Source organism: Vibrio litoralis DSM 17657 (genome assembly GCF_000426765.1).
Lineage (GTDB): Bacteria > Pseudomonadota > Gammaproteobacteria > Enterobacterales > Vibrionaceae > Vibrio > Vibrio litoralis.
Genome location: NZ_AUFZ01000019.1, coordinates 149,698 through 171,405, shown reverse-complemented (window position 1 = coordinate 171,405; position 21,708 = coordinate 149,698). Strand labels below are relative to the sequence as shown.

The following is a 21,708-nucleotide window of genomic DNA, read 5'->3' as shown; positions in this document are numbered from 1 at the left end:
AATGCTTCCCTGTACTATTCACGACTTTCAAGTGGATGCAACAACCAAGAGCGATAAGCCTGTGCATGCTCAATTCGTACTGCTTGCTCGACATTCCTTGCCCAATATAAGACTAAGGGTTCAATCCAATGCATCTGACATAACTTGGCAGTCAACTCAAAAGGTTGCAAGATTTGTTCCAAAGGATATTGGTTATAGCCATGGGCCGAGAAAGCTTCTTTAGAGCCCCCGGTTGTCACCACACTCCGCCAATGTTTATCTTTAAGTGCGCGACCTTTTCCGAATGCGAAACCTTTGCCAAGTACCGTATCCATCCACTCTTTCATCAAAGCTGGGCAGGAATACATAAACAAAGGGTGCTGAAAGACAATCACATCATGCTCAAGCAATAACCTATGCTCAGCGGCAACATCAATAAAAAAGTCGGGATAATGGGCATACAAATCATGCACAGTCACATGAGGTAGCCCTTGAGCGGCTTTAAGTAAGACTTGATTGGCGATAGAATTGTCGGGATCGGGATGGGCATAAATGACCAGTACGCGAGGTTGCTGTACAGCCTGCTCGTCACCTTTAATGGATGTAGTAGTATGTTGGCTTATGTCTGACATCCTTGCCCCCTGACATTCCTTTATTAACACCAAAAGGTGTACGCTTTTGTCACTTTTACCACCGAAGGTCTTTGTGACAAAGATTGTTAATCATCATATCGCAAATCGTATAATAATCGACATTTATCCTTGAAACGCCTAATATTCAAGCCGCTGCATTTTCTCATTCTTTATCATTTTTCATGCCTAAAATAAGACTTCTATGATTACATTTTCAGATATTCAATTGCTGCGTGGTGGTAAACCACTTTTAGAACAAGCTTCAGCGACAATTCACCCGGGTGATAAAGTTGGCCTAGTCGGAAAAAATGGTTGTGGTAAGTCCACACTATTCGCCTTACTGAAAAATGAATTATCAATTGATGCGGGTAACTTCCAAATGCCGGCCCATTGGGAACTGGCTTGGGTTGCTCAGGAAACCCCAGCACTAGAACGCGCCGCTTTAGAATATGTGATTGATGGCGACCGTGAATATCGTCAATTAGAGCACGATCTTGTCGCCGCAGAACAAGCCGATAATGGCACCCTAGTGGCGGAATTACACGGCAAATTAGAAACCGTCGGTGGCTATACCATTAAATCTCGCGCCGCGGAATTGTTAAATGGCCTTGGATTTAGTCAAGAGCAAATGCAATGGAGCCTCACCCAATTCTCTGGTGGTTGGCGTATGCGTTTAAACCTCGCCCAAGCCCTACTGTGTCGCTCCGATTTATTATTGCTTGATGAGCCAACCAACCACTTAGATCTCGATGCGGTGCTTTGGCTTGAGAAATGGCTACAGAACTACCCTGGCACATTAATCTTAATTTCGCACGACCGTGATTTCCTAGACCCTATCGTGGGACGCATTATTCATGTCGAAAACCAGTTGCTTAACGAATACACTGGCAACTACTCGTCATTTGAAACCCAGCGAGCACAAAAGTTAATGCTGCAACAAGCCATGTATGCCAAACAGCAAAAGCAAATGTCGCACATGCAAAGCTACATCGACCGTTTTCGTTACAAAGCCTCGAAAGCTCGTCAGGCACAAAGCCGAATTAAAGCCTTAGAGAAAATGGAAAAAGTCTTGCCGGCACAATTTGATAACCCATTTAGCTTTGAATTTAGAGAACCCGCCGCGCTACCCAACCCAATTATGATGATGGATCAAGTCTCTGCAGGCTATGGCGATAATTTAATTCTAGAACACATTCGCTTAAACCTCGTCCCGGGCAGTCGCATTGGTTTACTAGGGCGCAATGGTGCGGGTAAATCAACCTTAATTAAATTACTATCAGGCGAACTCAATCCACAAAGCGGGGATTTAACCTACTCGCAAGGGGTAAAAATCGGCTACTTCGCTCAGCACCAGCTGGAAACTCTGCATCCTGAAGAAACGCCTTTGCAACACATGATGCAAATTGCACCCAATCATACCGAGCAACAATTACGAGACTACCTAGGTAGCTTTGGGTTTGTCGGCGATAAAGCACTCGATAAAGTCGCGCCGTTCTCTGGTGGCGAAAAAGCTCGGCTAGTTCTAGCCTTAGTAGTGTGGCAAAAGCCGAACTTACTATTGCTCGATGAACCGACTAACCACCTTGATCTGGATATGCGTCAAGCATTAACTATGGCATTGCAAACCTTTGAAGGGGCAATGGTGATTGTCAGCCATGACCGTTACTTACTGCGCGCCACCACCGACGATTTATATCTTGTCGATGCCAAACAAGTGGTGCCTTTTGATGGTGACTTAGCGGATTACTACAAATGGCTGACCGAGCAACAAAAGCAAGATAAAAAAGATGCCCAACCAGAGACAAGCTCAGAGCCTAGTCAAAATAGCGCCGCGGCACGTAAAGAACAAAAACGCCTAGAAGCTGAATTACGCAAACAAACCGCACCAATTCGCAAAAAGCTGACACAACTCGAAGCGAAAATGGACAAACTAGGCGAGCAATTAGCCGATGCTGAACAACAACTTGGCGATGTGTCACTCTACCAAGATGAAAACAAGGCTAAACTTACCCAAGTATTAACGCTACAAGCCAATAGTAAATCTCAATTAGAAGAGGTTGAAATGGAATGGATGGCACTACAAGAAGAACTGGAAGCGCTTATACCCAAGTGACTTAGGTATTATCAATAATGAGCCAATATAGACCTCTACCTTTAACCTTCGAACGCTTATGGCAATTTAGTTTGCAGCATTATGGTGTGCGCGAAATTAAAGAAGCCTGCCTAGTATTACAAAATAGGCATAAAGGTAAGGTCAACCTAGTCTTGTTATTAAAATGGCTTGATGAACATCAATTAAGCCTAACTGAAGAACAATGGCAACAATTAGATGGCGTTATTGACCGAACCGAAAACTTATTGCAACAATTTCGTGATTACCGACGAAAAGTGAAACCTCATTTACCGGATACGCTTTACCGTGAATCGCTACAATTTGAATTACAATTAGAGCGTCAGCAACAAGCTGATTTGGTGCATTGTATTAACCAGCTTGATTTACCCCCAAGAACCGGCCAACCAATGACCCATATCTATTGTCAAAAAATTGGCGCGCAACGTCTATCTCACATTTTCTATAGTGTTGAAAAGTAAAGGCATCAAACCCCATGTCTCCGGTAAACTACTCCACCTTGCTGCTAACTAGCTTATTATCAATGCAAGCTCATGCGGCAGACTCAACTACCGAGTCTTATAGTAATTTCGGGCCGCTATTAACCTTAACCCAAGCACCCATTCAAGCGATGGGGTTATCACTGAAAACTCGTGATGCCTTTGGTTGGGATAAAGGCACGCTTGAAGTATATGGCCAAGGCACGGTATCTAGCGTATGGGCTGACGGAGCCGATTATATTGCTGACTACTATCAAAATGATGTCAATGTCGGTTTTATCTACGCCCCTGCCGATGAATGGAAAGTCGACGTTAACTATTTATATCGCTTTGCTGGCAATAACAAACTTGATGGTCTGGTTAATGGTTTTCATGATGCGCTCGGATTAGATGATAACGGGCGACACGATGTTGATAATGATCGTTTCTACATTCAAAATAAAAAAACCGGTAGTACTCTGGAAGACTTTCAGGGCGATACATTAAATAATGCATTGAACCTGTATGTTGAAAAAACCGTATTTTCTACAAAACGCCAAGCATTATCACTTGGTGGTGCGCTGTACTACAACAAGGTATTTAATGGTAGCTTCGCACAATCTTCTTTTGAGCAAGCCATTCAACTGAACTATTCCTTTTACTTAACCGATACCAACCGTTTTTATAGCAGTGTCAACTTTGTCCATCATGATACTGGTGGTATTGACCTATTTAGCTTACGTGAATTCACCACCAATGGCAGCATCAGCTATCAATACCTATTCAATGAGCGACATTCCATTTTAGCGGAATTTAGAATACAACAAGGTGCAACTCATAACGATGAAAATGAATTAAGCATGGTTAGCTTTGAACCGATTGTAGGTTATCGTTATAACCTAGGGTTTGCAGCGGTTGAATTCTCCTTTACTGAAAATGTCATCAACAGCGATAATTCTGCTGATTTCTCACTGACCCTTGGCTATCGTCAACGTTTTTAGCATTCAAATAATAAAAGGCCACATCAATGATCATTCCATGGCAAGACCTCGATCCAGACACTTTAGATAACCTCATAAAAGAGTTTATCTTACGTGAGGGCACCGATTACGGCATGCAAGAAACCTCGCTTGAAACCAAGATAAAACAAGTCAAAGGACAACTAAAATCTGGCAGTGTGGCGATTGTTTTTTCAGAGCTGCATGAAAGCGTCGATATCAAACCGATCAATGAATTGAATTAGAGGCAATACGCTCCCTATTTATTCTTGCCAGTCATTCCTCTACACTGTCATTCAAAATATAAGTCGAAAGAAAGGATTATCATGTCGGCAAAACATCCCATTATTGCGGTAACGGGTTCTTCTGGTGCGGGTACTACCACCACTTCAGAAACCTTCCGAAAAATGTTCAATATGATGGACATTAAAGCGTCTTGGGTAGAAGGCGATAGCTTCCATCGCTACACTCGCCCCGAAATGGACGTTGCGATCCGCAAAGCCAAAGAACAAGGTAAACACATCAGTTACTTTGGCCCTGAAGCCAATGACTTCCCCGCTTTGTCTGAATTCTTTAATCAATACGGTAAAGAAGGCAGCGGTAAAATTCGCCGTTATTTACACAGTTTTGATGAAGCTGTCCCTTACAACCAAATGCCCGGCACCTTTACCCCATGGCAAGATCTACCCGAAAATACCGACGTGTTGTTTTATGAAGGTTTACATGGCGGCGTAGTCGATGGCGATGTTAATGTTTCTAAACATGTCGATTTTTTGATTGGCATGGTGCCGATTGTTAATCTTGAATGGATTCAAAAGTTCGTCCGAGACACCCGCGATCGCGGCCATTCACGAGAAGCGGTAATGGACTCAATTGTTCGCTCAATGGATGACTACTTAAATTACATCACACCACAATTCTCCCGTTCTCACATCAACTTTCAGCGTGTCCCCACTGTCGATACTTCTAATCCACTTAATGCTAAAGGCATACCAAGTTTAGATGAAAGTTTTGTAGTGATTCGCTTACGCGGGATTAAAAACGTCGACTTTCCATATCTGCTGTCAATGATTGAAGGCTCATTCATGTCGCGTCATAACACCCTTGTAGTGCCTGGTGGCAAGATGAGTTTTGCGATGGAATTGATCATTCAACCACTACTCCATCAGCTGATCGAAACAGGCAAAATCGCCTAAAGTGTTACTCAGAACACACTTACTGCCAAGTCTGTGATAATGACCACAGTTTAACAACGAAAAATCCGACTCTTGAGCGATCAAAGTCAAGAAATCCGGTCTAGAAAGGGGTAGTATAAACGGGCGACTGCAATCGATATAAGTGCAGCAACAATATTAACACCAATTCTATTTGACCAGTTTAGCCGGTCTCAGGATGAATGGCTCAAAACTGAGCAAGCCTTGTAGAGGAAGTAACAAATTATGGTTCTAGGTAAACCTCAAACAGATCCAACATTAGAGTGGTTTCTATCTCACTGTCATATCCATAAGTACCCTTCAAAAAGTACTTTGATTCACGCTGGCGAGAAAGCAGAAACACTGTATTACATTGTTAAAGGGTCTGTGGCAGTATTAATCAAGGATGAAGAAGGCAAAGAGATGATCTTGTCTTACTTGAACCAAGGTGACTTCATTGGTGAATTAGGTCTTTTCGAAGAAGACCAAGAACGTACCGCTTGGGTTCGTGCAAAATCTCCTTGCGAAGTTGCAGAAATCTCCTTTAAGAAATTTCGTCAACTTATCCAGGTTAACCCAGATATTTTGATGCGCCTTTCTGCCCAAATGGCAAAACGTCTGCAAATCACTAGCCAAAAAGTTGGTGACCTAGCATTCCTAGACGTAACAGGCCGTATCGCTCAAACACTACTTAACCTAGCAAAACAACCCGATGCAATGACACACCCAGACGGCATGCAAATAAAGATCACTCGCCAAGAGATCGGTCAAATTGTAGGTTGTTCACGTGAAACCGTTGGTCGTATCTTGAAGATGCTAGAAGAGCAAAACCTGATTTCTGCTCACGGTAAAACTATCGTAGTCTACGGAACGCGTTAAGATTTAATCGCGTTTAGTAGAGTAAAAAATTAAAAGCCACTGAATGGTAAGTTCAGTGGCTTTTTTAGTATTTGTAATTTAAGAACGTAGCTCGTTGCTCGGGCGCTTCGCTGCTTGTAGCTCGAAAAAGATAACAGCGAAAAGATTAGTAACGTGTCGTGGTAAGCAACCGAAGCCAAGCTTTTGTTTTTCCTAGCTTCGAGAAGCGCAGCGCCCTAAACACGAGTATCGAAAGAGCTCTTACCCTATCGCCGGCAACACCCCAAGGCTAATCATCACCTGCACCACAATAATCACTACACCCGCAGCTAACACCAACATCAATGCTGGCGTACCGCCAGAAACGGTGAAGGCTTGCTTATCTTGGTTGAGGATGCGAGAACGCATTACCATAGCAACCGGTAGTAGTATAGCTAAAACCGCCAAGGCAATCGCTGCATAGCCTAGAGCCATGATAAAACCTTGTGGATAAAATAACGCAAAGCATAGTGGTGGAACAAAGGTCACTAGCGCGATACCAACACGCCCGCCTTTGCTCTGGTTTTTATTTAAGCTGTCACCTAAAAATTCAAATAACCCTAAACTCACACCTAAGAAAGAAGTGATTAATGCTAAGTCGGCAAATACGGAGACTACTTGTGAAATAGCCGAGCTATGAATCACTTGAGATAAGGTACCGACTAAGGCTGTCACATCACCTGCTTGAGATAATGTTGCTTGATCAACAACACCGAGCGTGGCCAATTGCCATAAGATGTAAACCACTAACGGCAGTAAAGAGCCGAAAACCATAACCTTCTTCAAAGCTTTCATATCAAGGTTTAAATAACGCACTACCGCAGGAATACTGCCATGAAAACCAAAGGAGGTGAAAATAACGGGCAATGCCGCCACAATCAAGCCTTTTTCTAATGGCATATTAAGTAGATGAACCGACTGAATATTGGGCGTTAAGAAGAACAGCATGATCGCCATAGCAATCAATTTACAAGTGAATAGCACGCGGTTGACTCGATCTACTGACTGAGTACCAAACGTAACTATCGCAGCAATGATAATAGTGAAAATCAGCGTACCGATACCATTGGAAACATCAATGGCAAACCAGTTATGTAATTTCTCATTAAACTGACCACCACCACCAGCGATGTAGGCGGCACATAGCGCATAGAAAAGAAACAGCATGGCAAACGTCGCGATCCATTTCCCTTTGTCACCCAAAAACTGCTTGGCTAAAGTGTGTAGAGTGGCATCGTAATCGGCATGTTGATGTAGCTCTAACATCAGCAATGCGGTGTAGGCCATTAACGCCCACATACCAATCATGATGATTAAAGAAGTGCTAAAACCTAACCCTGCGGAAGCAATAGGTAATGCCAACATACCAGCGCCAATCGTGGTGCCAGCAATAATCAAAGTACTGCCTAGAATCTTTGAACTGCTCATCTGCTTTTTCTTTTATTTATTGGAAGAATAAGCTGACACATTACCACTTATCAGAAGTAAATCGAGGTGGGATATCAAAATATCGATTAAACATTCGACAATATTGACTCAAAACGGGCTTTTATTATGGTGTAAAAATATAATTACACAGTGTAAATAAAAATAAACCCAGAGCAATTTCTACCAATCAAAATAATTAGGTGCTCAGAGATTGCGCAGGAAAAAGCCTTGAGAACAAGGCATAAATTTTCGATAAGTAGTTGCTCTACAATCAAAATTTATAACGCTGTTATCGAGGCTTTTCACAAGTAAGAATGAGCAGTTAATTAGTGCGATTGGTATTACTCTGGGTTCACTTCAATATAGAGCATCAAGAAAAATTAGATACCGTATTGAGCGCGATAAGCTTTTACCGACTCAAGTTGCGCTTCGTTATTACCCTGCTCTTCAAGGTAAGTCACTAGATCACTTAGGCTGATGATCGAAATCACCGCGCAGCCAAAGTCACGCTCAACTTCTTGAATCGCAGATAACTCACCCTTGCCTTTTTCTTGACGATCAATCGCGACCAATACACCCGCGAGATCGGCGCCATTAGCTTTAATGATTTCCATTGATTCACGAATTGCGGTACCCGCTGTGATCACATCGTCCACCAGCATAATACGACCTTCTAGTGGATTACCCACTAGGTTGCCACCTTCACCATGATCTTTGGCTTCTTTACGGTTAAAGCAATATGGCGTATCAATATCATGATGATCAGCAAGCGCAACTGCAGTCGTTGTCGCAATTGGAATACCTTTGTACGCAGGGCCAAATAGCACATCAAACTCAATACCAGAATCAGCTAAAGCTGCGGCATAAAAACGACCTAGACGCGCAAGATCACGTCCGGTATTAAACAAACCCGCATTAAAGAAATACGGACTCGTACGGCCAGACTTTAATGTGAATTCGCCAAATTTAAGAACTTGTTTCTCAAGGGCAAACTCAATAAATTCACGTTGATATGCTTTCATAAAATATCTCGACTATCGTGTTGGTGATATAGTTTTTTGATTTCGGAACATCGTAGCTAGAGCGCTTTGCTTCTCGTGACTCGAAAAAGAAGATATCCATTAAACGATGAGCTTTTCCGAGAAACGAGTTACGTTTTTTCCGAGTCACGTATTATTATTTATTCCGCCAGAGTGGCTTTCTGGACTGCGATAATATCGTTAATGCCTTTCTCGGCTAAATCTAATAATTGATTCAATTCTTGGCGGGAGAACGCTTCGCCCTCTGCGGTGCCCTGAACTTCAATCATCTTACCTTCTTCGGTCATTACCACGTTCATATCGGTATCGGCAGCAGAATCTTCCACATACTCTAAATCACATAAAGCGTGCTCACCTAAAATACCAACAGAAACCGCGGCAACATGGCACTTCATTGGGTTCTTCTTCAATTTGCCAGAAGCGACTAGTGATTGGATTGCATCAGCCAACGCAACACTTGCTCCAGAGATAGAAGCAGTACGTGTACCACCATCCGCTTGAATCACATCACAATCCACAGTGATCATCATTTCGCCTAGTACATCCAAATCGACAACCGCACGTAAACTACGAGCGATTAAACGTTGGATTTCCATAGTACGGCCGCCCTGCTTACCGCTTGCTGCTTCACGGCGGTTACGAGTGTGAGTCGCGCGTGGCAACATACCGTATTCCGCGGTTACCCAACCTTTACCACGACCTTTTAACCAACCTGGTACTTTTTCTTCAACACTGGCATTACACAATACTTTGGTGTTACCAAACTCAACCAATACTGAACCTTCAGCATAAGCCGTATAGTTACGAGTCATTTTAATCGGACGAACTTGATCAGCTGCGCGATCATTTGGGCGTAAAGTTGAAGACATAAGAAAATACCTGATTAGCGATAGAATTGGGGCGAGATTATAACGATCTTGTCGTCAAAAAGCGATCTTAACGACGATTAATAGAACCACTTGGATTAAACAAACCACCTTGTCCTAGACTGTGATAATATTCACCACAGAAAAATCATCACACAATTTAGATTAGGTAATCTCCAATGATCTACAGCATGACCGCCTATGCCCGTAAAGAAATCAAATCTGATTGGGGCAACGCAGTGTGGGAAATCCGCAGTGTAAACCAACGCTACTTAGAAACTTACTTCCGCCTACCAGAACAATTTCGTGGTTTAGAGCCTATCTTACGTGAACGTTTCCGTAAGCGTTTAGCCCGCGGTAAAGTAGAATGCCACCTACGTTTTGAAGCCAATACCAAAGCGCAAAGTGCTCTCAACATCAATGAAGATCTTGCTAAGCAAGTGATTCAAGCGGCAAACCAAGTCATGTCTCTAACTGGTGAGGACTCTCGCATTAACCCATTCCAAGTGATGAACTGGCCGGGCGTAATGGAAGCACCAGAGCAAGATATGGATGCGATTCAAAAAGAATTACTCGAAGCGTTTGAGCAAGCGATGAGCGATTTCATCGACGCGCGAGGCCGCGAAGGCGACAACATGAAAGCGCTGATCGACCAACGTCTAGAAGCCATCACTCAAGAGGCCGCCAAAGTACGTGCTCGCATGCCAGAGATCCTACAATGGCAACGTGATCGTCTACTGAATAAATTTGAAGAAGCTAAGATCGAACTAGACAGCTCACGCGTAGAACAAGAGCTTATCTTACTGGCGCAAAAATCAGATGTCGCCGAAGAGCTAGATCGCCTAGATTCTCACGTCAAAGAAGCTAACAACATTATGAAAAAAGGCGGAGCTTGTGGTCGTAAACTCGATTTCATGATGCAAGAATTCAACCGTGAAGCGAATACTCTAGCCTCTAAGTCGATCAGTACTGATGTGACGGCTTCGGGTGTTGAGTTAAAAGTGTTAATTGAGCAAATGAGAGAGCAGATCCAGAATATTGAGTAATCACCCATACTGAATTAATGCTTAGTAAGCCCTCTTAATTGAGGGCTTTTTGTTCGCCTCTTTTCAAACATTCACACCTAGTTACAATCAAACAGATGCCGATTGAAACTTAAAGCATCATCATCTGTCTTCCTAGTAGCTAAATCACATCATTCACAAAGGCATGGTTTGAAAACACTGCATCATATTCGTACTGCTAACTCAACTCGCTGGGCGCTAATTCTTGTGCTGTGGGTGGTTTTAGTATGCCTGATGAATAATATGAATGTGTTGTCGGTGGCTTGCCCGGTGTCGTCTTCTCAATCGAGCAGTATCGATCCAAATCTAACGTCATTTACAGATAATAGTATTGAGAATAAGGCTAAACCGGATGGCACGAGTGAATGCCATTTATCGGAACAGTTACTGCAATTTCATTTTCATCAACTCGACAGTATGGTCATTACTAACCTATTGCCGAGCTTAATGATTGCAGCTTTGCTTTGGTTTAGCCTCACCTCCCATCGAATATTTCATAAACCTCCCGTGCCCAAACGGCGACGTCACTTAGAGCTTTGTACTTTCCAAGAATGAGTAATAACGACTCACTTTCATCATCGCCCTCTTTTTATTAAAAGAGTGTGTTTTAGAAGCCGTATTTTGTTATTTTCATTTTAGGAATACCAATGCAACTTTTTACTGTATTCACACGCCTTCAGCCTAAACTTGCCAAGTTAAGTTTGGGGCTGTTAGGGCTATTCGTATTATTCAGCAGTTATGTGACTGCCGCGCCACTGACCACGGGTTGGATAAAGGCTGAACAACACCCCCCGGTTGAGGTGCAATTTGTGTTAACCGGACAGGTTGATGCAAACAATAACGCTGCCGGTTTTATTGAAGTCAAACTCGCCGATGACTGGAAAAGTTATTGGCGCTCTCCGGGCGAAGGGGGGGTATCACCGGAACTTGATTGGCAAGCTTCTAGCAATATTAATAATGTAGATTGGCAGTGGCCTTATCCGCAGCGCTTCGATGTTTTAGGCATTGAAACCCTAGGCTATAAGCATGATGTGGTATTTCCACTTTCGATTAAAGTTGAAGATCGCCACCAGCCAGTCAACTTTAAGGCCAATTTAAGTTTATCGTCTTGCTCAACCGTGTGCGTGATCACCGACTATCCGTTAGAACTGAATTTCACCCCGTCGGACTTAAAAGCCGATCCAGATGCCATGCGTCGCTACGCTCAAGCGATGAGTTTAGTACCGCAAGCTTCTTCAATGTTGACAGATACGCAAGCAAAGTGGGATGCGGCGAGCAATAAACTGCAAGTTTCTATCACTAGCCAGCAAGGTTGGCAGCAGCCAGATTTGTTTATTGATGGAAAGGCAGAAAATGTCGCAGACAGCAGTTTTTCTCATCCTAAGCTTTCAATTGATGGTAAACAGTTAACCGCCTGGTTTGATGTATCCAACTGGCTAGGCGAGCCGGATTTAAGTGGTGAATCAATACAAGTCACCATCGTTGATAAGCAATTTATTGCCGAACAAACCATTGGATTAACCGATGGTAATGTCAGCGAAGCAAGTACCAGTTCATCACTATTGACCATGTTTGCATTTGCTTTGCTGGGTGGCTTAATTCTTAATGTGATGCCGTGTGTACTGCCAGTGTTAGGCATGAAACTTACCTCAGTATTAAGCGCTGAACGTCAACAAAAATCACAAGTACGGATGCAATTTTTAGCCTCAGCGGCGGGTATTATCTGCTCATTTTGGTTAATTGCCGCCAGTTTGGCGGTTCTCAAATGGTCTGGCCAATCGATTGGTTGGGGGATTCAATTTCAAAGCGCAGGCTTTCTCGGCTTGATGGTATTGGTGACGGCGATTTTTGGCGCCAACATGCTGGGCTTATTTGAATTGCGTTTACCTTCATCGGTGAGTACTTGGATGGCCACGAAAGGAAGTAACAAACACTCGGGTCACTTTATTCAAGGGATGTTTGCCACCTTATTAGCCACGCCTTGCTCTGCGCCGTTTCTTGGCACTGCTGTAGCATTTGCGCTCGGCGCTTCTTGGACGACTTTATTTCTGATTTTTACCGGACTAGGCATCGGCATGGCACTGCCTTGGTTACTGGTGGCGCTGCGTCCTTCGCTTGCCTTGAAACTACCAAAACCGGGTAAATGGATGAATCGCCTTAAAATCATTTTTGGTCTGATGATGCTGGCGACTTGTGTGTGGCTTATTAGCTTACTCTCTTCCCATCTATCTACTGGACTGTTATGGGCAATCAGTGCTTTCGGTTTAGTGGTTCTGATTTGGCGTAGCGTTCAGGTATTTGGAGGACGTGCGGTCGCAGTCACCAGCTGCATCGCTTTAATTGCCTCATCGGTGATTTTTTTCATCGCTAGTCTGACTGCTGATTATTGGCGCTCACCATTACCGGCCGAGTTAAGCTGGCAACCGCTAGATACTCAGGTGATCCAGCAACAAGTCGCGGCAGGTAATACCGTATTTGTCGATGTGACGGCAGATTGGTGCATAACCTGTAAAGCCAACAAGATCGGCGTGCTACTGCAACAACCGGTTTATGATGCATTGCAACAAGACAAGATTGTACGCATGCAAGGTGATTGGACGGTACCCAACCCGCAAGTGAGTGAATACTTACAATCGTATAATCGCTTTGGTGTGCCGTTTAATATTGTCTATGGACCACAAGCGCCACAAGGTATTGCACTGCCAGTGATCTATTCCAGTAATGATGTTATGCAAGCCATCGAAGAGGCATCAGTAGGGGTTCAATGAAATCGATAAAATCAAAACTAATTGGGGTCTTCAAGTACCTAATATTGCTGGTTGTGGTATCCGTTGCGGTCGATCTGTGGCGTAGTCAGTCGGTACCAACGCAAGCCAGCTTCAATCTCAAGGCGCAAGATATTAATCAACAATGGGTCGATATTGAGGCGCTTAGCCAAGAGCAGCCAGTGGTAGTGTATTTCTGGGCCAGCTGGTGTTCGGTGTGTCAGTTTGTCACACCAAGTGTCAACTGGGTAAGTGATTACTACCCGACTGTCGGCGTTTCCTTGTCATCCGGTGAATCGCACAAGTTGCAACGCTACTTTGAATATAAACAATTGGGCTTTGCCAACATTAACGATCCACGTAGCCAAATCGGCCAGCAATGGGGAGTCCATGTTACGCCGACGATTTTTATCGTGCGCAATGGTGAAATCAAACATATTACCACCGGCTTTACTTCGCCAATCGGTTTACTCGTTCGATTATGGCTGAGTTAAGTCACCAGAATCAGATTAAGTATTATTTAGGAATTATTATGAAAACAACGATAAAACAACGCGTGTTAACTTTGCTGAGCCTACTCATGGTGAGCTTATCAACAACTACGGTACAAGCGGCAACCCTGCCACAAGAGACTGTGCAGAAAATTAATGAAATCGATCAACTGCTGCGTGACAATCCGCAGGTAGTCGATGGCTTGCACGAAAGCTTGCAGCGTTATGTCCATCAACAAAACCAATTTGATGCGGTATTAAAGCAGCACAATGACTATATCTACAACAACCCAGACCAACCATCTTATGGCGCGAAAGATCCCAAACTAACGATTGCCTTTTTTACCGACTACAGCTGCCCTTGGTGTAAAAAGCTCACGCCAGTATTACAACAATTATCCGAGAAGTATCCAGAACTCAAAATCGTGGATATTTTAGTACCACTAAAAGAAATCAATAGTGAACAAAATTCGGCGACTTATGCGTTAAACACTTGGCAGAATAAAGCAAGCAAGTTTGCCGAAGTCAGTGATTTATTAATCAAAAAGCCCGGTAGTCATAACCCTGCATCACTACTTCAAGTAGCCAAGAAAACCGATACTCGTGAGCAATTAGAAGAGATAGAGAAAACACAACAGCAAGTGACCAAGAACTACCAACTGTTTGCACAGCTTGGCTTACAAGGCACCCCTGCAATGCTAATTGGCGATGAAGTTATTCCGGGGTATTTACCGATTGAAAAACTCGAGCCGATTATTCAAGCGCAATTGGCTAAATAATCTAAACGGCGAATAACTAGAAGAGTCCATTACTCGTAAAATTGACTCTTCGTAAAGCCCACTCTTCGTAAAACAAAGGCGGCTATCTAGTCGCCTTTTTGGTTTTAGCTTCCTATTTCAATCTCAATTCAAAACACTCACTACAGACATTTAGACGTCTAGACGTTGACATTTCACTGTGCAAGCTTTACTCTGCGCGGCCTATTTTGTTTTCGATCTTTATTAATACTGGTGTGTTATGTCTGCCCCTGAATCATCAAAATCAGCTCCATCTCATCGTCCGGCACCGTCCGCATTGGCACTATTACCTCTCGGTGTCTTCCTGACATTATTCATTGGCGTTGGCACTTACTTAAGCATTCAAGGCGTTGATTTTGCGTTTTATCAACTGCCCGCTCCGATAGCGACATTGCCAGCTATTGTGGTGGCGATTCTATTAAGCAAAGAAAAAATCAATAAAGCGATTGAACAGTTTTTAAATGGTGTCGGCCATCAAGACATCATTGCCATGTGTATGATCTACTTGCTTGCAGGCGCTTTTGCCGCGGTCGCTCAAGCCTCTGGTGGGGTGGATGCCACGGTTAACCTTGGTTTATCTTTGCTTCCAACTAGCATGATCTTACCGGGTATCTTCTTAATCTCAGCCTTTATAGCCACCGCAATGGGGACATCGATGGGCACCATTGCCGCGGTGGCACCAGTGGCAGTTGGCATCGCACAATCCGCTGGCATGAGCATGCCGTTAACCGCCGGTGTGGTATTAAGTGGCGCAATGTTTGGTGATAACTTATCGATCATTTCTGATACCACCATTGCTGCAACTCGCTCACAAGGCTGTGAGATGAAAGATAAATTCCGCGAAAATGTCAAAATCGCCATTCCAGCGGCAATACTTGCTATCGTGATTTTTGCTTTCAGTAGCACCGCCACTCAAACGCCCGCCACCGGTGATATTGAATGGCTGAAAATTCTACCTTACCTCACCATTTTGGTTTTAGCGGTTTCAGGTCTGAATGTGTTTGTGGTGTTAAGTTTAGGTATTATTCTCGCTGGTGGGGTGAGCATATATTCAGTGCCAGATTACGCTTTCGGTCAGCTCGGTAAAGATATCTATGCTGGTTTTGGTAACATGCAAGAAATCTTCTTATTGTCGATGTTAATTGGCGGCTTAAGTGAGTTAATGCGCCAGCAAGGTGGCTTAGCCTTTTTGACACAACTCGTCAGCCGTATCATTCATCAATTCGGTGCAAAACATTCTGCCAAAGCCAACTCAAGAGCCAGTGAACTAGGCATTGCCATTTTAGTATCTCTTACCAACTTCTGTACCGCCAATAATACGGTAGCCATCATCGTGTCTGGCAGTGTCGCGCGTGAATTATCAAACCAAAATGGCATAAGCGCCAAACGCTCTGCAAGTTTGTTGGATATTTTCTCTTGTGTCACCCAAGGTCTTTTACCTTATGGCGCACAGATCTTATTACTCGGCTCGGTGTTTCAATTATCGCCGCTAGAAATAGTCTCGAACTCTTTCTATTGCTTTATTTTGGCTGCTTGCGCGATCATTGCGGTATTTGTGAAAAATCGTCACGCTTAAACGCCTCTGTCATACCACTTAAAGCCACTAGGGTATATATACTCTAGTGGCTTTAATTTTACCTACCAATTCAAATTTCCTATCCCTTATGCTACTCTTCGTTCCCCTTTTTTATCCTTATTGTTTTTAATGCCTTGGCTAAACCGCCCAGTTGACTAAAATGGTAATGATAAGCCTCAACAAAAGTGAATAAATAATGATCGGTAAAGGTACCCTTTATATTGTTTCTGCGCCTAGTGGTGCGGGTAAATCTAGCCTCATCTCTGCGATGTTAGAAAAAAATCCTAACTACGCAATGAAGGTATCTATTTCACACACCACACGTGAAAAACGTCCTGGTGAAGAAGATGGCGTTCATTACCACTTTGTTGAAAAGCAGCACTTTGTTGAGTTAATGGAACAAGGCGTATTTCTCGAGCATGCTGAAGTGTTTGGTAATTATTACGGCACTTCTCGTGTGTGGATTGAAGAAAACCTAAACAAAGGCATCGATATTTTCTTAGATATCGATTGGCAAGGCGCGCGTCAAATTCGCACTCAAATGCCACATGCTAAAGGTATCTTTATTTTGCCGCCGTCAAATGGTGAATTAGAGCGCCGTTTAAATACTCGTGGTCAAGATAGCGAAGAAGTGATCGCCGGTCGCATGAGTAAAGCAAAATCTGAAATTTCTCATTATGATGAATATGATTATCTGATCATCAATGATGACTTTGACGCGGCACTAATGGACTTTAAAGCCATTATTCGTGCTGAGCGCCTAAGACACGACAAACAAGCGGTTAAATATAACGGCATGTTACAAGCCTTACTGGCTGAATAATCGAGAGTTTTTCTCTCAAAATACACAAATAATTACCCAGCCATCTTATTGCTAGAATCTCTAGCAGTAAGGCTGTATAATTTCCCGTCATTCTAAATAAAATTCACTAATTGGAGTCAACCATGGCACGCGTAACTGTCCAAGACGCTGTTGAAAAAGTCGGTAACCGTTTCGACCTAGTCCTAATTGCGGCTCGCCGCGCTCGTCAAATGCAAACTGGCAACAAAGATGCATTGGTTCCTGAAGAAAATGATAAGACGACCGTTATCGCACTACGCGAAATCGAAGAAGGCTTGATCACTAAAGAAGTACTAGACGCACGTGAACGCCAAGAACAACAAGAGCAAGACGCGGCAGAATTAGCAGCAGTAAGCAGCATCGTTCACCACCGTTAATCTCTCTATTCTGGGCGTATAACAATTGTACTTATTTGAAAGTTTAAAGGCCGTTGCCCAAGAATATTTACCAGAGTCTCAACTTGAGACTCTGCGTGAAGCCTTTTTGGTAGCAAAAGAGGCTCATGAAGGTCAAACTCGTTCAAGCGGCGAACCTTACATCATACACCCCGTTGCGGTTGCCCGTATTCTGGCGGAAATGCACCTTGATAACGAAACCTTAATGGCGGCGTTATTGCATGATGTAATTGAAGATACCGAAGTCACTAAAGAAGAGCTTGCCGCTCAATTTGGTGAAACCGTGGCTGAATTGGTCGATGGTGTCTCTAAGCTCGATAAACTCAAATTCCGCGATCGCAAAGAAGCTCAAGCAGAAAATTTCCGTAAAATGATCTTAGCCATGGTGCAAGATATTCGCGTTATTCTGATTAAGCTGGCTGACCGCACCCACAATATGCGCACCCTTGGTGCATTACGCCCAGATAAACGTCGCCGTATCGCACGTGAGACGGTTGAAATTTTCTCTCCCCTTGCCCACCGTTTAGGTATCCACAATATAAAAACTGAACTTGAAGAGCTCGGTTTTGAAGCCTTGTACCCTAATCGCTACCGCGTCTTAAAAGAAGTCGTCAAAGCGGCACGTGGCAATCGTAAAGAAATGATCCAACGTATTCACAGTGAAATTGAAGGCCGCTTACAAGAAGCGGGTTTGCAGGTTCGCGTACTCGGTCGAGAAAAAAACCTTTACTCTATCTACAATAAAATGCGCACCAAAGAGCAGCGTTTCCATACCATTATGGATATTTATGCTTTCCGCGTGATTGTCGATACCGCAGACACTTGCTACCGAGTATTAGGTCAGGTACATAACCTGTATAAGCCACGCCCTGGCCGCATGAAAGATTACATTGCGGTACCAAAAGCGAATGGCTATCAATCTTTACATACTTCAATGGTAGGCCCGCACGGGGTACCGGTTGAAGTGCAGATCCGTACTGAAGATATGGATCAAATGGCTGACAAAGGTGTCGCTGCACACTGGTCATACAAAGCCAATGGCGATAGCTCCGGCACCACAGCGCAAATTAAAGCGCAGCGTTGGATGCAAAGCCTACTTGAATTACAACAAAGTGCGGGTAACTCATTTGAGTTTATCGAGCACGTTAAGTCAGATTTATTCCCTGATGAGATATTTGTGTTTACGCCAAAAGGTCGCATCATTGAATTACCAGCAGGCGCAACTGCCGTTGACTTTGCCTATGCGGTACACACTGATGTCGGTAACACTTGTGTGGGTGCTCGCGTTGATCGTAATCCATACCCACTGAGCAAAGCGCTGAAAAATGGCCAAACTATTGAAATCATCAGTGCGCCGGGCGCTCGTCCAAATGCCGCATGGCTCAACTATGTGGTGACTTCTCGCGCTCGCACGAAGATACGTCAAGTATTGAAGACAATGCGCCGTGATGAATCGGTGGCACTAGGTCGTCGCTTGCTAAATCACGCACTAGGCGATCTGTCTATTAGCGACATTAGCGAAGGCAACATTACTCACGTACTTTCCGATCTCAAACTAAAAACTCTCGATGAATTATTGGCAGCGATTGGTTTAGGTGAACTGATGAGCGTCGTGATTGCACGCCGCTTACTCGGTGATGCCGATGAGTTAACCGAGCTACCCGTTTCTGAAGATGAAGCCAACTCAGCAAGTCATTCGAAGAAAAAGAAACTACCGATTCGTGGCGCAGAAGGCATCTTGCTGACTTACGCGAAATGCTGTCACCCGATTCCTGATGATCACATTATTGCGCATGTTTCACCGGGTCGTGGCCTAGTAATTCACCGAGAAACTTGTCCAAATATCCGTGGTTACCAAAAAGAACCAGAGCGTTATATGGCCGTTGAGTGGTCAAAAGATTTTGAACAAGAATTTATCACTGAATTAAAAGTAGACATGCAAAACCGTCAAGGTGCACTAGCGGATTTGACTAATGTGGTATCTTCTACTGGTTCGAATATTCATGGTATTGCCACAGAAGAACGTGACGGTCGCTTGTATACCATCACGCTATTATTGACCACCAAAGACCGAGTGCATCTTGCTGAAATCATGCGACGTATCCGCGTGATGCCTCATGCATTAAAAGTTCGTCGAGCGCGTAATTAGAGCGTTCGTTTCTCGTTGCTTGAGAGTATGCTCTTTCAAGCAACGAGCAATTGATGTCTAAACTCACATATTGGTACTTTCAAAAATCTTATCCGCGGAAGCGGTAACAAAGCCTTGATACAGCTCCCCATCGTCTTTTTCAAAGCGCTTAGCAAATTCATAAAATCCACCGGGGATCTCCAACTCACCATCGATAAACTCTACTTTTACTTTATCCGCTATAGTAGACGACTGCTGTAAGCCAACCTCTTTACTGCCTTTAATATCGCCGCCTGCATGATTCATTTCAAAATGATGCCACACTAAAAAATCATTCACTTGTTCAAGGTCGTGGAAACCCGCTAGGTGATTGACACTTACAGTAAAATGGTTCGCACCAAAGCCATGGGCGGCAACCCAAGCAGCATACTCACTTTCTTGCGCTAGGGTTTGATAATCCTCTTTGCTAATACGCCAAGGACGACCTTGAAATAAGAACTTTACTTCATCACTATATTGATGAGGTAAGTCATAAATCAGTTTATTGACAATTTGCTTAAGCGTATCAGAACATTGCTCTAAACATAATTCACTAATAAACACTTTCGGATACAAAGGATCGGGGTGTTGATAATGCTGAGCATACAATTTTTTCGCTTCAAAATGGTACTCTCCGGCAGGTTGATAGCCAAGTTGTACAAAATGCTTAGCCAGTTGAGGTAACCCGAGTTTACTGCCAGAAAAGGTTCGCAACGCAATATGATCATTGATTAATTTATCGCTTTTTTGGCTCAATAGTTTTTGAACTTTTGATGCCGAAGGGCACAAGCGTTTGGCGTAATCTTGCCAAAGTTGTTCAAATAATTGTTCAACCGTTACCATGGCTTCTTCTCCACTCAATATGACTCAATTAACTATAGTTCAAGTTATAGCTTCTATTATTTAACGTATTAATATCTTTCAACAAACTAACAAACCTCTCGCTTTTATTGAGCCAGTACTCTTAAACTATCGCCTGTTTCAACTAACAATTGCTGTGCAACATCTGGTGCAAGATAAATCGTATTGCGCTCAGAATCGTAAGCGGCTTTCGCGAGTGTCGCTCTAAAATCTTGCAGTTTCGTATTGGCGATAAGGTATTGCTGTGAAGAAGAGTGGGCACGCACTTCTACTTTAGTTAGAAGTGATTGCTGCACCGAATGGATCCGCTCACGGTCACATTCAACCGTAGGTCCCGCATCAAAAATATCGACATAACCACGGCAAGAAAATCCTTCGCGTTCCAGCAACTTTAATGCCGGAGCGGTTTGTTGATGAACTTTACCTATCACCGCTTGCGCTTCAGGGCTGAGCAAGTTGACATAAATCGGCAATTTAGGCATTAAATCAGCGATAAAACCTTTACTACCAATGCCGGTTAAGTAATCGGCCAACGTGAAATCAATCGAGAAGAAATGCTGTTTAAGCCACTGCCAGAATGGTGAGTTGCCTTGTGCATCACTGACACCACGCATTTCAGCAATAATGGTGTCAGAAAAGCGTTCGGGAAATTGCGCCAGCATGAGAAAGCGGCACTTAGAGAGTAACCGACCATTGAGCCCTTGGCGGTATTCAGGACGAAGAAATAAAGTGCATAACTCGCTGCTACCAGTGTAGTTATTGCCTAAGGTCAGCACTTGAACCTCATTGCGCACTTTTAATTTGTTTGAACTGTGAACGACCTTACTGATGTGATAACTATAGGCGGGTACATCCCAACCAATCGAAGCTTCAATGCCAGTGGTGCCAATAATTTCGTTGCTTTCGCTATCAACTGCTACCATTAAATAGCTTTCATCTTGACGGGTAAATTGACCGCCTTGCGATGACTTCAAAAAACTTTGCTGTGAATTTTCGATACGACGGGTCAGAATTTCTTGGTTAAGCGGTAGTGAAGTAAAACCATGGCCAGATTCTTCGGCGCAGCGATACAGCGCATCATAATCAGACAATTGAATCGGGCGAACAATGATCATATTGCCCCCTCCTT

The 21,708-nt window shown here is 43.6% G+C and carries 21 protein-coding genes; 15 read left to right on the top strand and 6 right to left on the bottom strand.

Features of this window, described 5'->3' with window-relative positions:
• Window positions 1–14: 14 nt before the first annotated feature.
• Entirely contained in the window at window positions 15–611 is a 597-nt protein-coding gene (kefG, locus tag K358_RS0108850) for a glutathione-regulated potassium-efflux system ancillary protein KefG (RefSeq protein WP_083962785.1), read from the bottom strand.
• A gap of 202 nt (window positions 612–813) precedes the next feature.
• On the opposite strand from kefG, the gene K358_RS0108845 reads away from it, so the two are divergent.
• From K358_RS0108845 to crp, 6 genes are all read left to right on the top strand, one after another.
• Entirely contained in the window at window positions 814–2,724 is a 1,911-nt protein-coding gene (locus tag K358_RS0108845) for an ABC transporter ATP-binding protein (protein ID WP_027696481.1), read from the top strand.
• Window positions 2,725–2,741: 17 nt separating this feature from the next.
• Window positions 2,742–3,203: a TIGR02444 family protein gene (locus tag K358_RS0108840; RefSeq protein ID WP_027696480.1), complete on the top strand. Its 462-nt coding sequence runs from the start codon at window positions 2,742–2,744 to the stop codon at window positions 3,201–3,203.
• A gap of 14 nt (window positions 3,204–3,217) precedes the next feature.
• The gene (locus K358_RS0108835; RefSeq protein WP_051241247.1) at window positions 3,218–4,201 is read left to right on the top strand and encodes a DUF3187 family protein; all 984 of its coding nucleotides are present in this window, start codon (window positions 3,218–3,220) and stop codon (window positions 4,199–4,201) included.
• Between the two features lie 26 nt (window positions 4,202–4,227).
• A complete protein-coding gene (locus K358_RS0108830; RefSeq protein WP_027696478.1) occupies window positions 4,228–4,443 on the top strand; it encodes a YheU family protein in 216 nt (71 codons plus the stop codon).
• A gap of 81 nt (window positions 4,444–4,524) precedes the next feature.
• Window positions 4,525–5,394, top strand: coding sequence for a phosphoribulokinase (locus tag K358_RS0108825; protein ID WP_027696477.1), 870 nt, complete (start codon window positions 4,525–4,527; stop codon window positions 5,392–5,394).
• A gap of 243 nt (window positions 5,395–5,637) precedes the next feature.
• On the top strand, window positions 5,638–6,270 hold the full coding sequence (gene crp / locus K358_RS0108820) for a cAMP-activated global transcriptional regulator CRP (protein WP_017025416.1): 633 nt from the start codon (window positions 5,638–5,640) through the stop codon (window positions 6,268–6,270).
• Window positions 6,271–6,510: 240 nt separating this feature from the next.
• On the opposite strand, the gene K358_RS0108815 is transcribed toward crp, so the two are convergent.
• The 3 genes from K358_RS0108815 to rph all read right to left on the bottom strand — a co-directional run bounded on the left by K358_RS0108815 (window position 6,511) and on the right by rph (window position 9,625).
• Window positions 6,511–7,716, bottom strand: coding sequence for an aromatic amino acid transport family protein (locus tag K358_RS0108815; RefSeq protein WP_027696476.1), 1,206 nt, complete (start codon window positions 7,714–7,716; stop codon window positions 6,511–6,513).
• Window positions 7,717–8,096: 380 nt separating this feature from the next.
• Entirely contained in the window at window positions 8,097–8,738 is a 642-nt protein-coding gene (pyrE, locus tag K358_RS0108810; protein ID WP_027696475.1) for an orotate phosphoribosyltransferase, read from the bottom strand.
• 158 nt (window positions 8,739–8,896) lie between these two features.
• Entirely contained in the window at window positions 8,897–9,625 is a 729-nt protein-coding gene (gene rph, locus K358_RS0108805; RefSeq protein WP_027696474.1) for a ribonuclease PH, read from the bottom strand.
• Window positions 9,626–9,801: 176 nt separating this feature from the next.
• Between rph and K358_RS0108800 the strand changes: the two genes are divergently transcribed.
• The 9 genes from K358_RS0108800 to spoT all read left to right on the top strand — a co-directional run bounded on the left by K358_RS0108800 (window position 9,802) and on the right by spoT (window position 19,700).
• Complete coding sequence (locus K358_RS0108800; protein WP_027696473.1) at window positions 9,802–10,668, top strand: YicC/YloC family endoribonuclease; 867 nt, start codon at window positions 9,802–9,804, stop codon at window positions 10,666–10,668.
• 168 nt (window positions 10,669–10,836) lie between these two features.
• Window positions 10,837–11,241, top strand: coding sequence for a hypothetical protein (locus K358_RS19240; RefSeq protein WP_156888707.1), 405 nt, complete (start codon window positions 10,837–10,839; stop codon window positions 11,239–11,241).
• A gap of 92 nt (window positions 11,242–11,333) precedes the next feature.
• Window positions 11,334–13,454 (top strand): protein-disulfide reductase DsbD family protein, encoded by a 2,121-nt coding sequence (locus K358_RS0108795; RefSeq protein ID WP_083962784.1) that lies wholly within the window; start codon window positions 11,334–11,336, stop codon window positions 13,452–13,454.
• Complete coding sequence (locus tag K358_RS0108790) at window positions 13,451–13,945, top strand: protein disulfide oxidoreductase (protein ID WP_038150005.1); 495 nt, start codon at window positions 13,451–13,453, stop codon at window positions 13,943–13,945. The genes K358_RS0108795 and K358_RS0108790 overlap by 4 nt, the downstream gene beginning before the upstream one ends.
• A gap of 38 nt (window positions 13,946–13,983) precedes the next feature.
• The gene (locus K358_RS0108785) at window positions 13,984–14,721 is read left to right on the top strand and encodes a DsbA family protein (RefSeq protein WP_027696470.1); all 738 of its coding nucleotides are present in this window, start codon (window positions 13,984–13,986) and stop codon (window positions 14,719–14,721) included.
• A gap of 238 nt (window positions 14,722–14,959) precedes the next feature.
• Complete coding sequence (locus K358_RS0108780; RefSeq protein WP_027696469.1) at window positions 14,960–16,315, top strand: Na+/H+ antiporter NhaC family protein; 1,356 nt, start codon at window positions 14,960–14,962, stop codon at window positions 16,313–16,315.
• A gap of 199 nt (window positions 16,316–16,514) precedes the next feature.
• On the top strand, window positions 16,515–17,138 hold the full coding sequence (gene gmk / locus K358_RS0108775) for a guanylate kinase (protein ID WP_027696468.1): 624 nt from the start codon (window positions 16,515–16,517) through the stop codon (window positions 17,136–17,138).
• Between the two features lie 122 nt (window positions 17,139–17,260).
• A complete protein-coding gene (gene rpoZ / locus K358_RS0108770; RefSeq protein ID WP_027696467.1) occupies window positions 17,261–17,533 on the top strand; it encodes a DNA-directed RNA polymerase subunit omega in 273 nt (90 codons plus the stop codon).
• 25 nt (window positions 17,534–17,558) lie between these two features.
• Window positions 17,559–19,700 (top strand): bifunctional GTP diphosphokinase/guanosine-3',5'-bis pyrophosphate 3'-pyrophosphohydrolase, encoded by a 2,142-nt coding sequence (spoT, locus tag K358_RS0108765; RefSeq protein WP_027696466.1) that lies wholly within the window; start codon window positions 17,559–17,561, stop codon window positions 19,698–19,700.
• Between the two features lie 63 nt (window positions 19,701–19,763).
• Here spoT and K358_RS0108760 read toward each other — a convergent pair whose 3' ends face one another.
• Both K358_RS0108760 and astA read right to left on the bottom strand, forming a co-directional pair.
• On the bottom strand, window positions 19,764–20,561 hold the full coding sequence (locus K358_RS0108760; protein WP_027696465.1) for a DUF1338 domain-containing protein: 798 nt from the start codon (window positions 20,559–20,561) through the stop codon (window positions 19,764–19,766).
• Between the two features lie 104 nt (window positions 20,562–20,665).
• Complete coding sequence (gene astA / locus K358_RS0108755) at window positions 20,666–21,694, bottom strand: arginine N-succinyltransferase (protein ID WP_027696464.1); 1,029 nt, start codon at window positions 21,692–21,694, stop codon at window positions 20,666–20,668.
• Window positions 21,695–21,708: the final 14 nt, after the last annotated feature.

What these genes read in the sequence shown, in the direction of transcription:
- kefG (WP_083962785.1), bottom strand. Translation starts at nt 611, where the DNA reads ATGTCAGACATAAGCCAACATACTACTACATCCATTAAAGGTGACGAG.
- K358_RS0108845 (WP_027696481.1), top strand. Translation starts at nt 814, where the DNA reads ATGATTACATTTTCAGATATTCAATTGCTGCGTGGTGGTAAACCACTT.
- K358_RS0108840 (WP_027696480.1), top strand. Translation starts at nt 2,742, where the DNA reads ATGAGCCAATATAGACCTCTACCTTTAACCTTCGAACGCTTATGGCAA.
- K358_RS0108835 (WP_051241247.1), top strand. Translation starts at nt 3,218, where the DNA reads ATGTCTCCGGTAAACTACTCCACCTTGCTGCTAACTAGCTTATTATCA.
- K358_RS0108830 (WP_027696478.1), top strand. Translation starts at nt 4,228, where the DNA reads ATGATCATTCCATGGCAAGACCTCGATCCAGACACTTTAGATAACCTC.
- K358_RS0108825 (WP_027696477.1), top strand. Translation starts at nt 4,525, where the DNA reads ATGTCGGCAAAACATCCCATTATTGCGGTAACGGGTTCTTCTGGTGCG.
- crp (WP_017025416.1), top strand. Translation starts at nt 5,638, where the DNA reads ATGGTTCTAGGTAAACCTCAAACAGATCCAACATTAGAGTGGTTTCTA.
- K358_RS0108815 (WP_027696476.1), bottom strand. Translation starts at nt 7,716, where the DNA reads ATGAGCAGTTCAAAGATTCTAGGCAGTACTTTGATTATTGCTGGCACC.
- pyrE (WP_027696475.1), bottom strand. Translation starts at nt 8,738, where the DNA reads ATGAAAGCATATCAACGTGAATTTATTGAGTTTGCCCTTGAGAAACAA.
- rph (WP_027696474.1), bottom strand. Translation starts at nt 9,625, where the DNA reads ATGTCTTCAACTTTACGCCCAAATGATCGCGCAGCTGATCAAGTTCGT.
- K358_RS0108800 (WP_027696473.1), top strand. Translation starts at nt 9,802, where the DNA reads ATGATCTACAGCATGACCGCCTATGCCCGTAAAGAAATCAAATCTGAT.
- K358_RS0108795 (WP_083962784.1), top strand. Translation starts at nt 11,334, where the DNA reads ATGCAACTTTTTACTGTATTCACACGCCTTCAGCCTAAACTTGCCAAG.
- K358_RS0108790 (WP_038150005.1), top strand. Translation starts at nt 13,451, where the DNA reads ATGAAATCGATAAAATCAAAACTAATTGGGGTCTTCAAGTACCTAATA.
- K358_RS0108785 (WP_027696470.1), top strand. Translation starts at nt 13,984, where the DNA reads ATGAAAACAACGATAAAACAACGCGTGTTAACTTTGCTGAGCCTACTC.
- K358_RS0108780 (WP_027696469.1), top strand. Translation starts at nt 14,960, where the DNA reads ATGTCTGCCCCTGAATCATCAAAATCAGCTCCATCTCATCGTCCGGCA.
- rpoZ (WP_027696467.1), top strand. Translation starts at nt 17,261, where the DNA reads ATGGCACGCGTAACTGTCCAAGACGCTGTTGAAAAAGTCGGTAACCGT.
- K358_RS0108760 (WP_027696465.1), bottom strand. Translation starts at nt 20,561, where the DNA reads ATGGTAACGGTTGAACAATTATTTGAACAACTTTGGCAAGATTACGCC.
- astA (WP_027696464.1), bottom strand. Translation starts at nt 21,694, where the DNA reads ATGATCATTGTTCGCCCGATTCAATTGTCTGATTATGATGCGCTGTAT.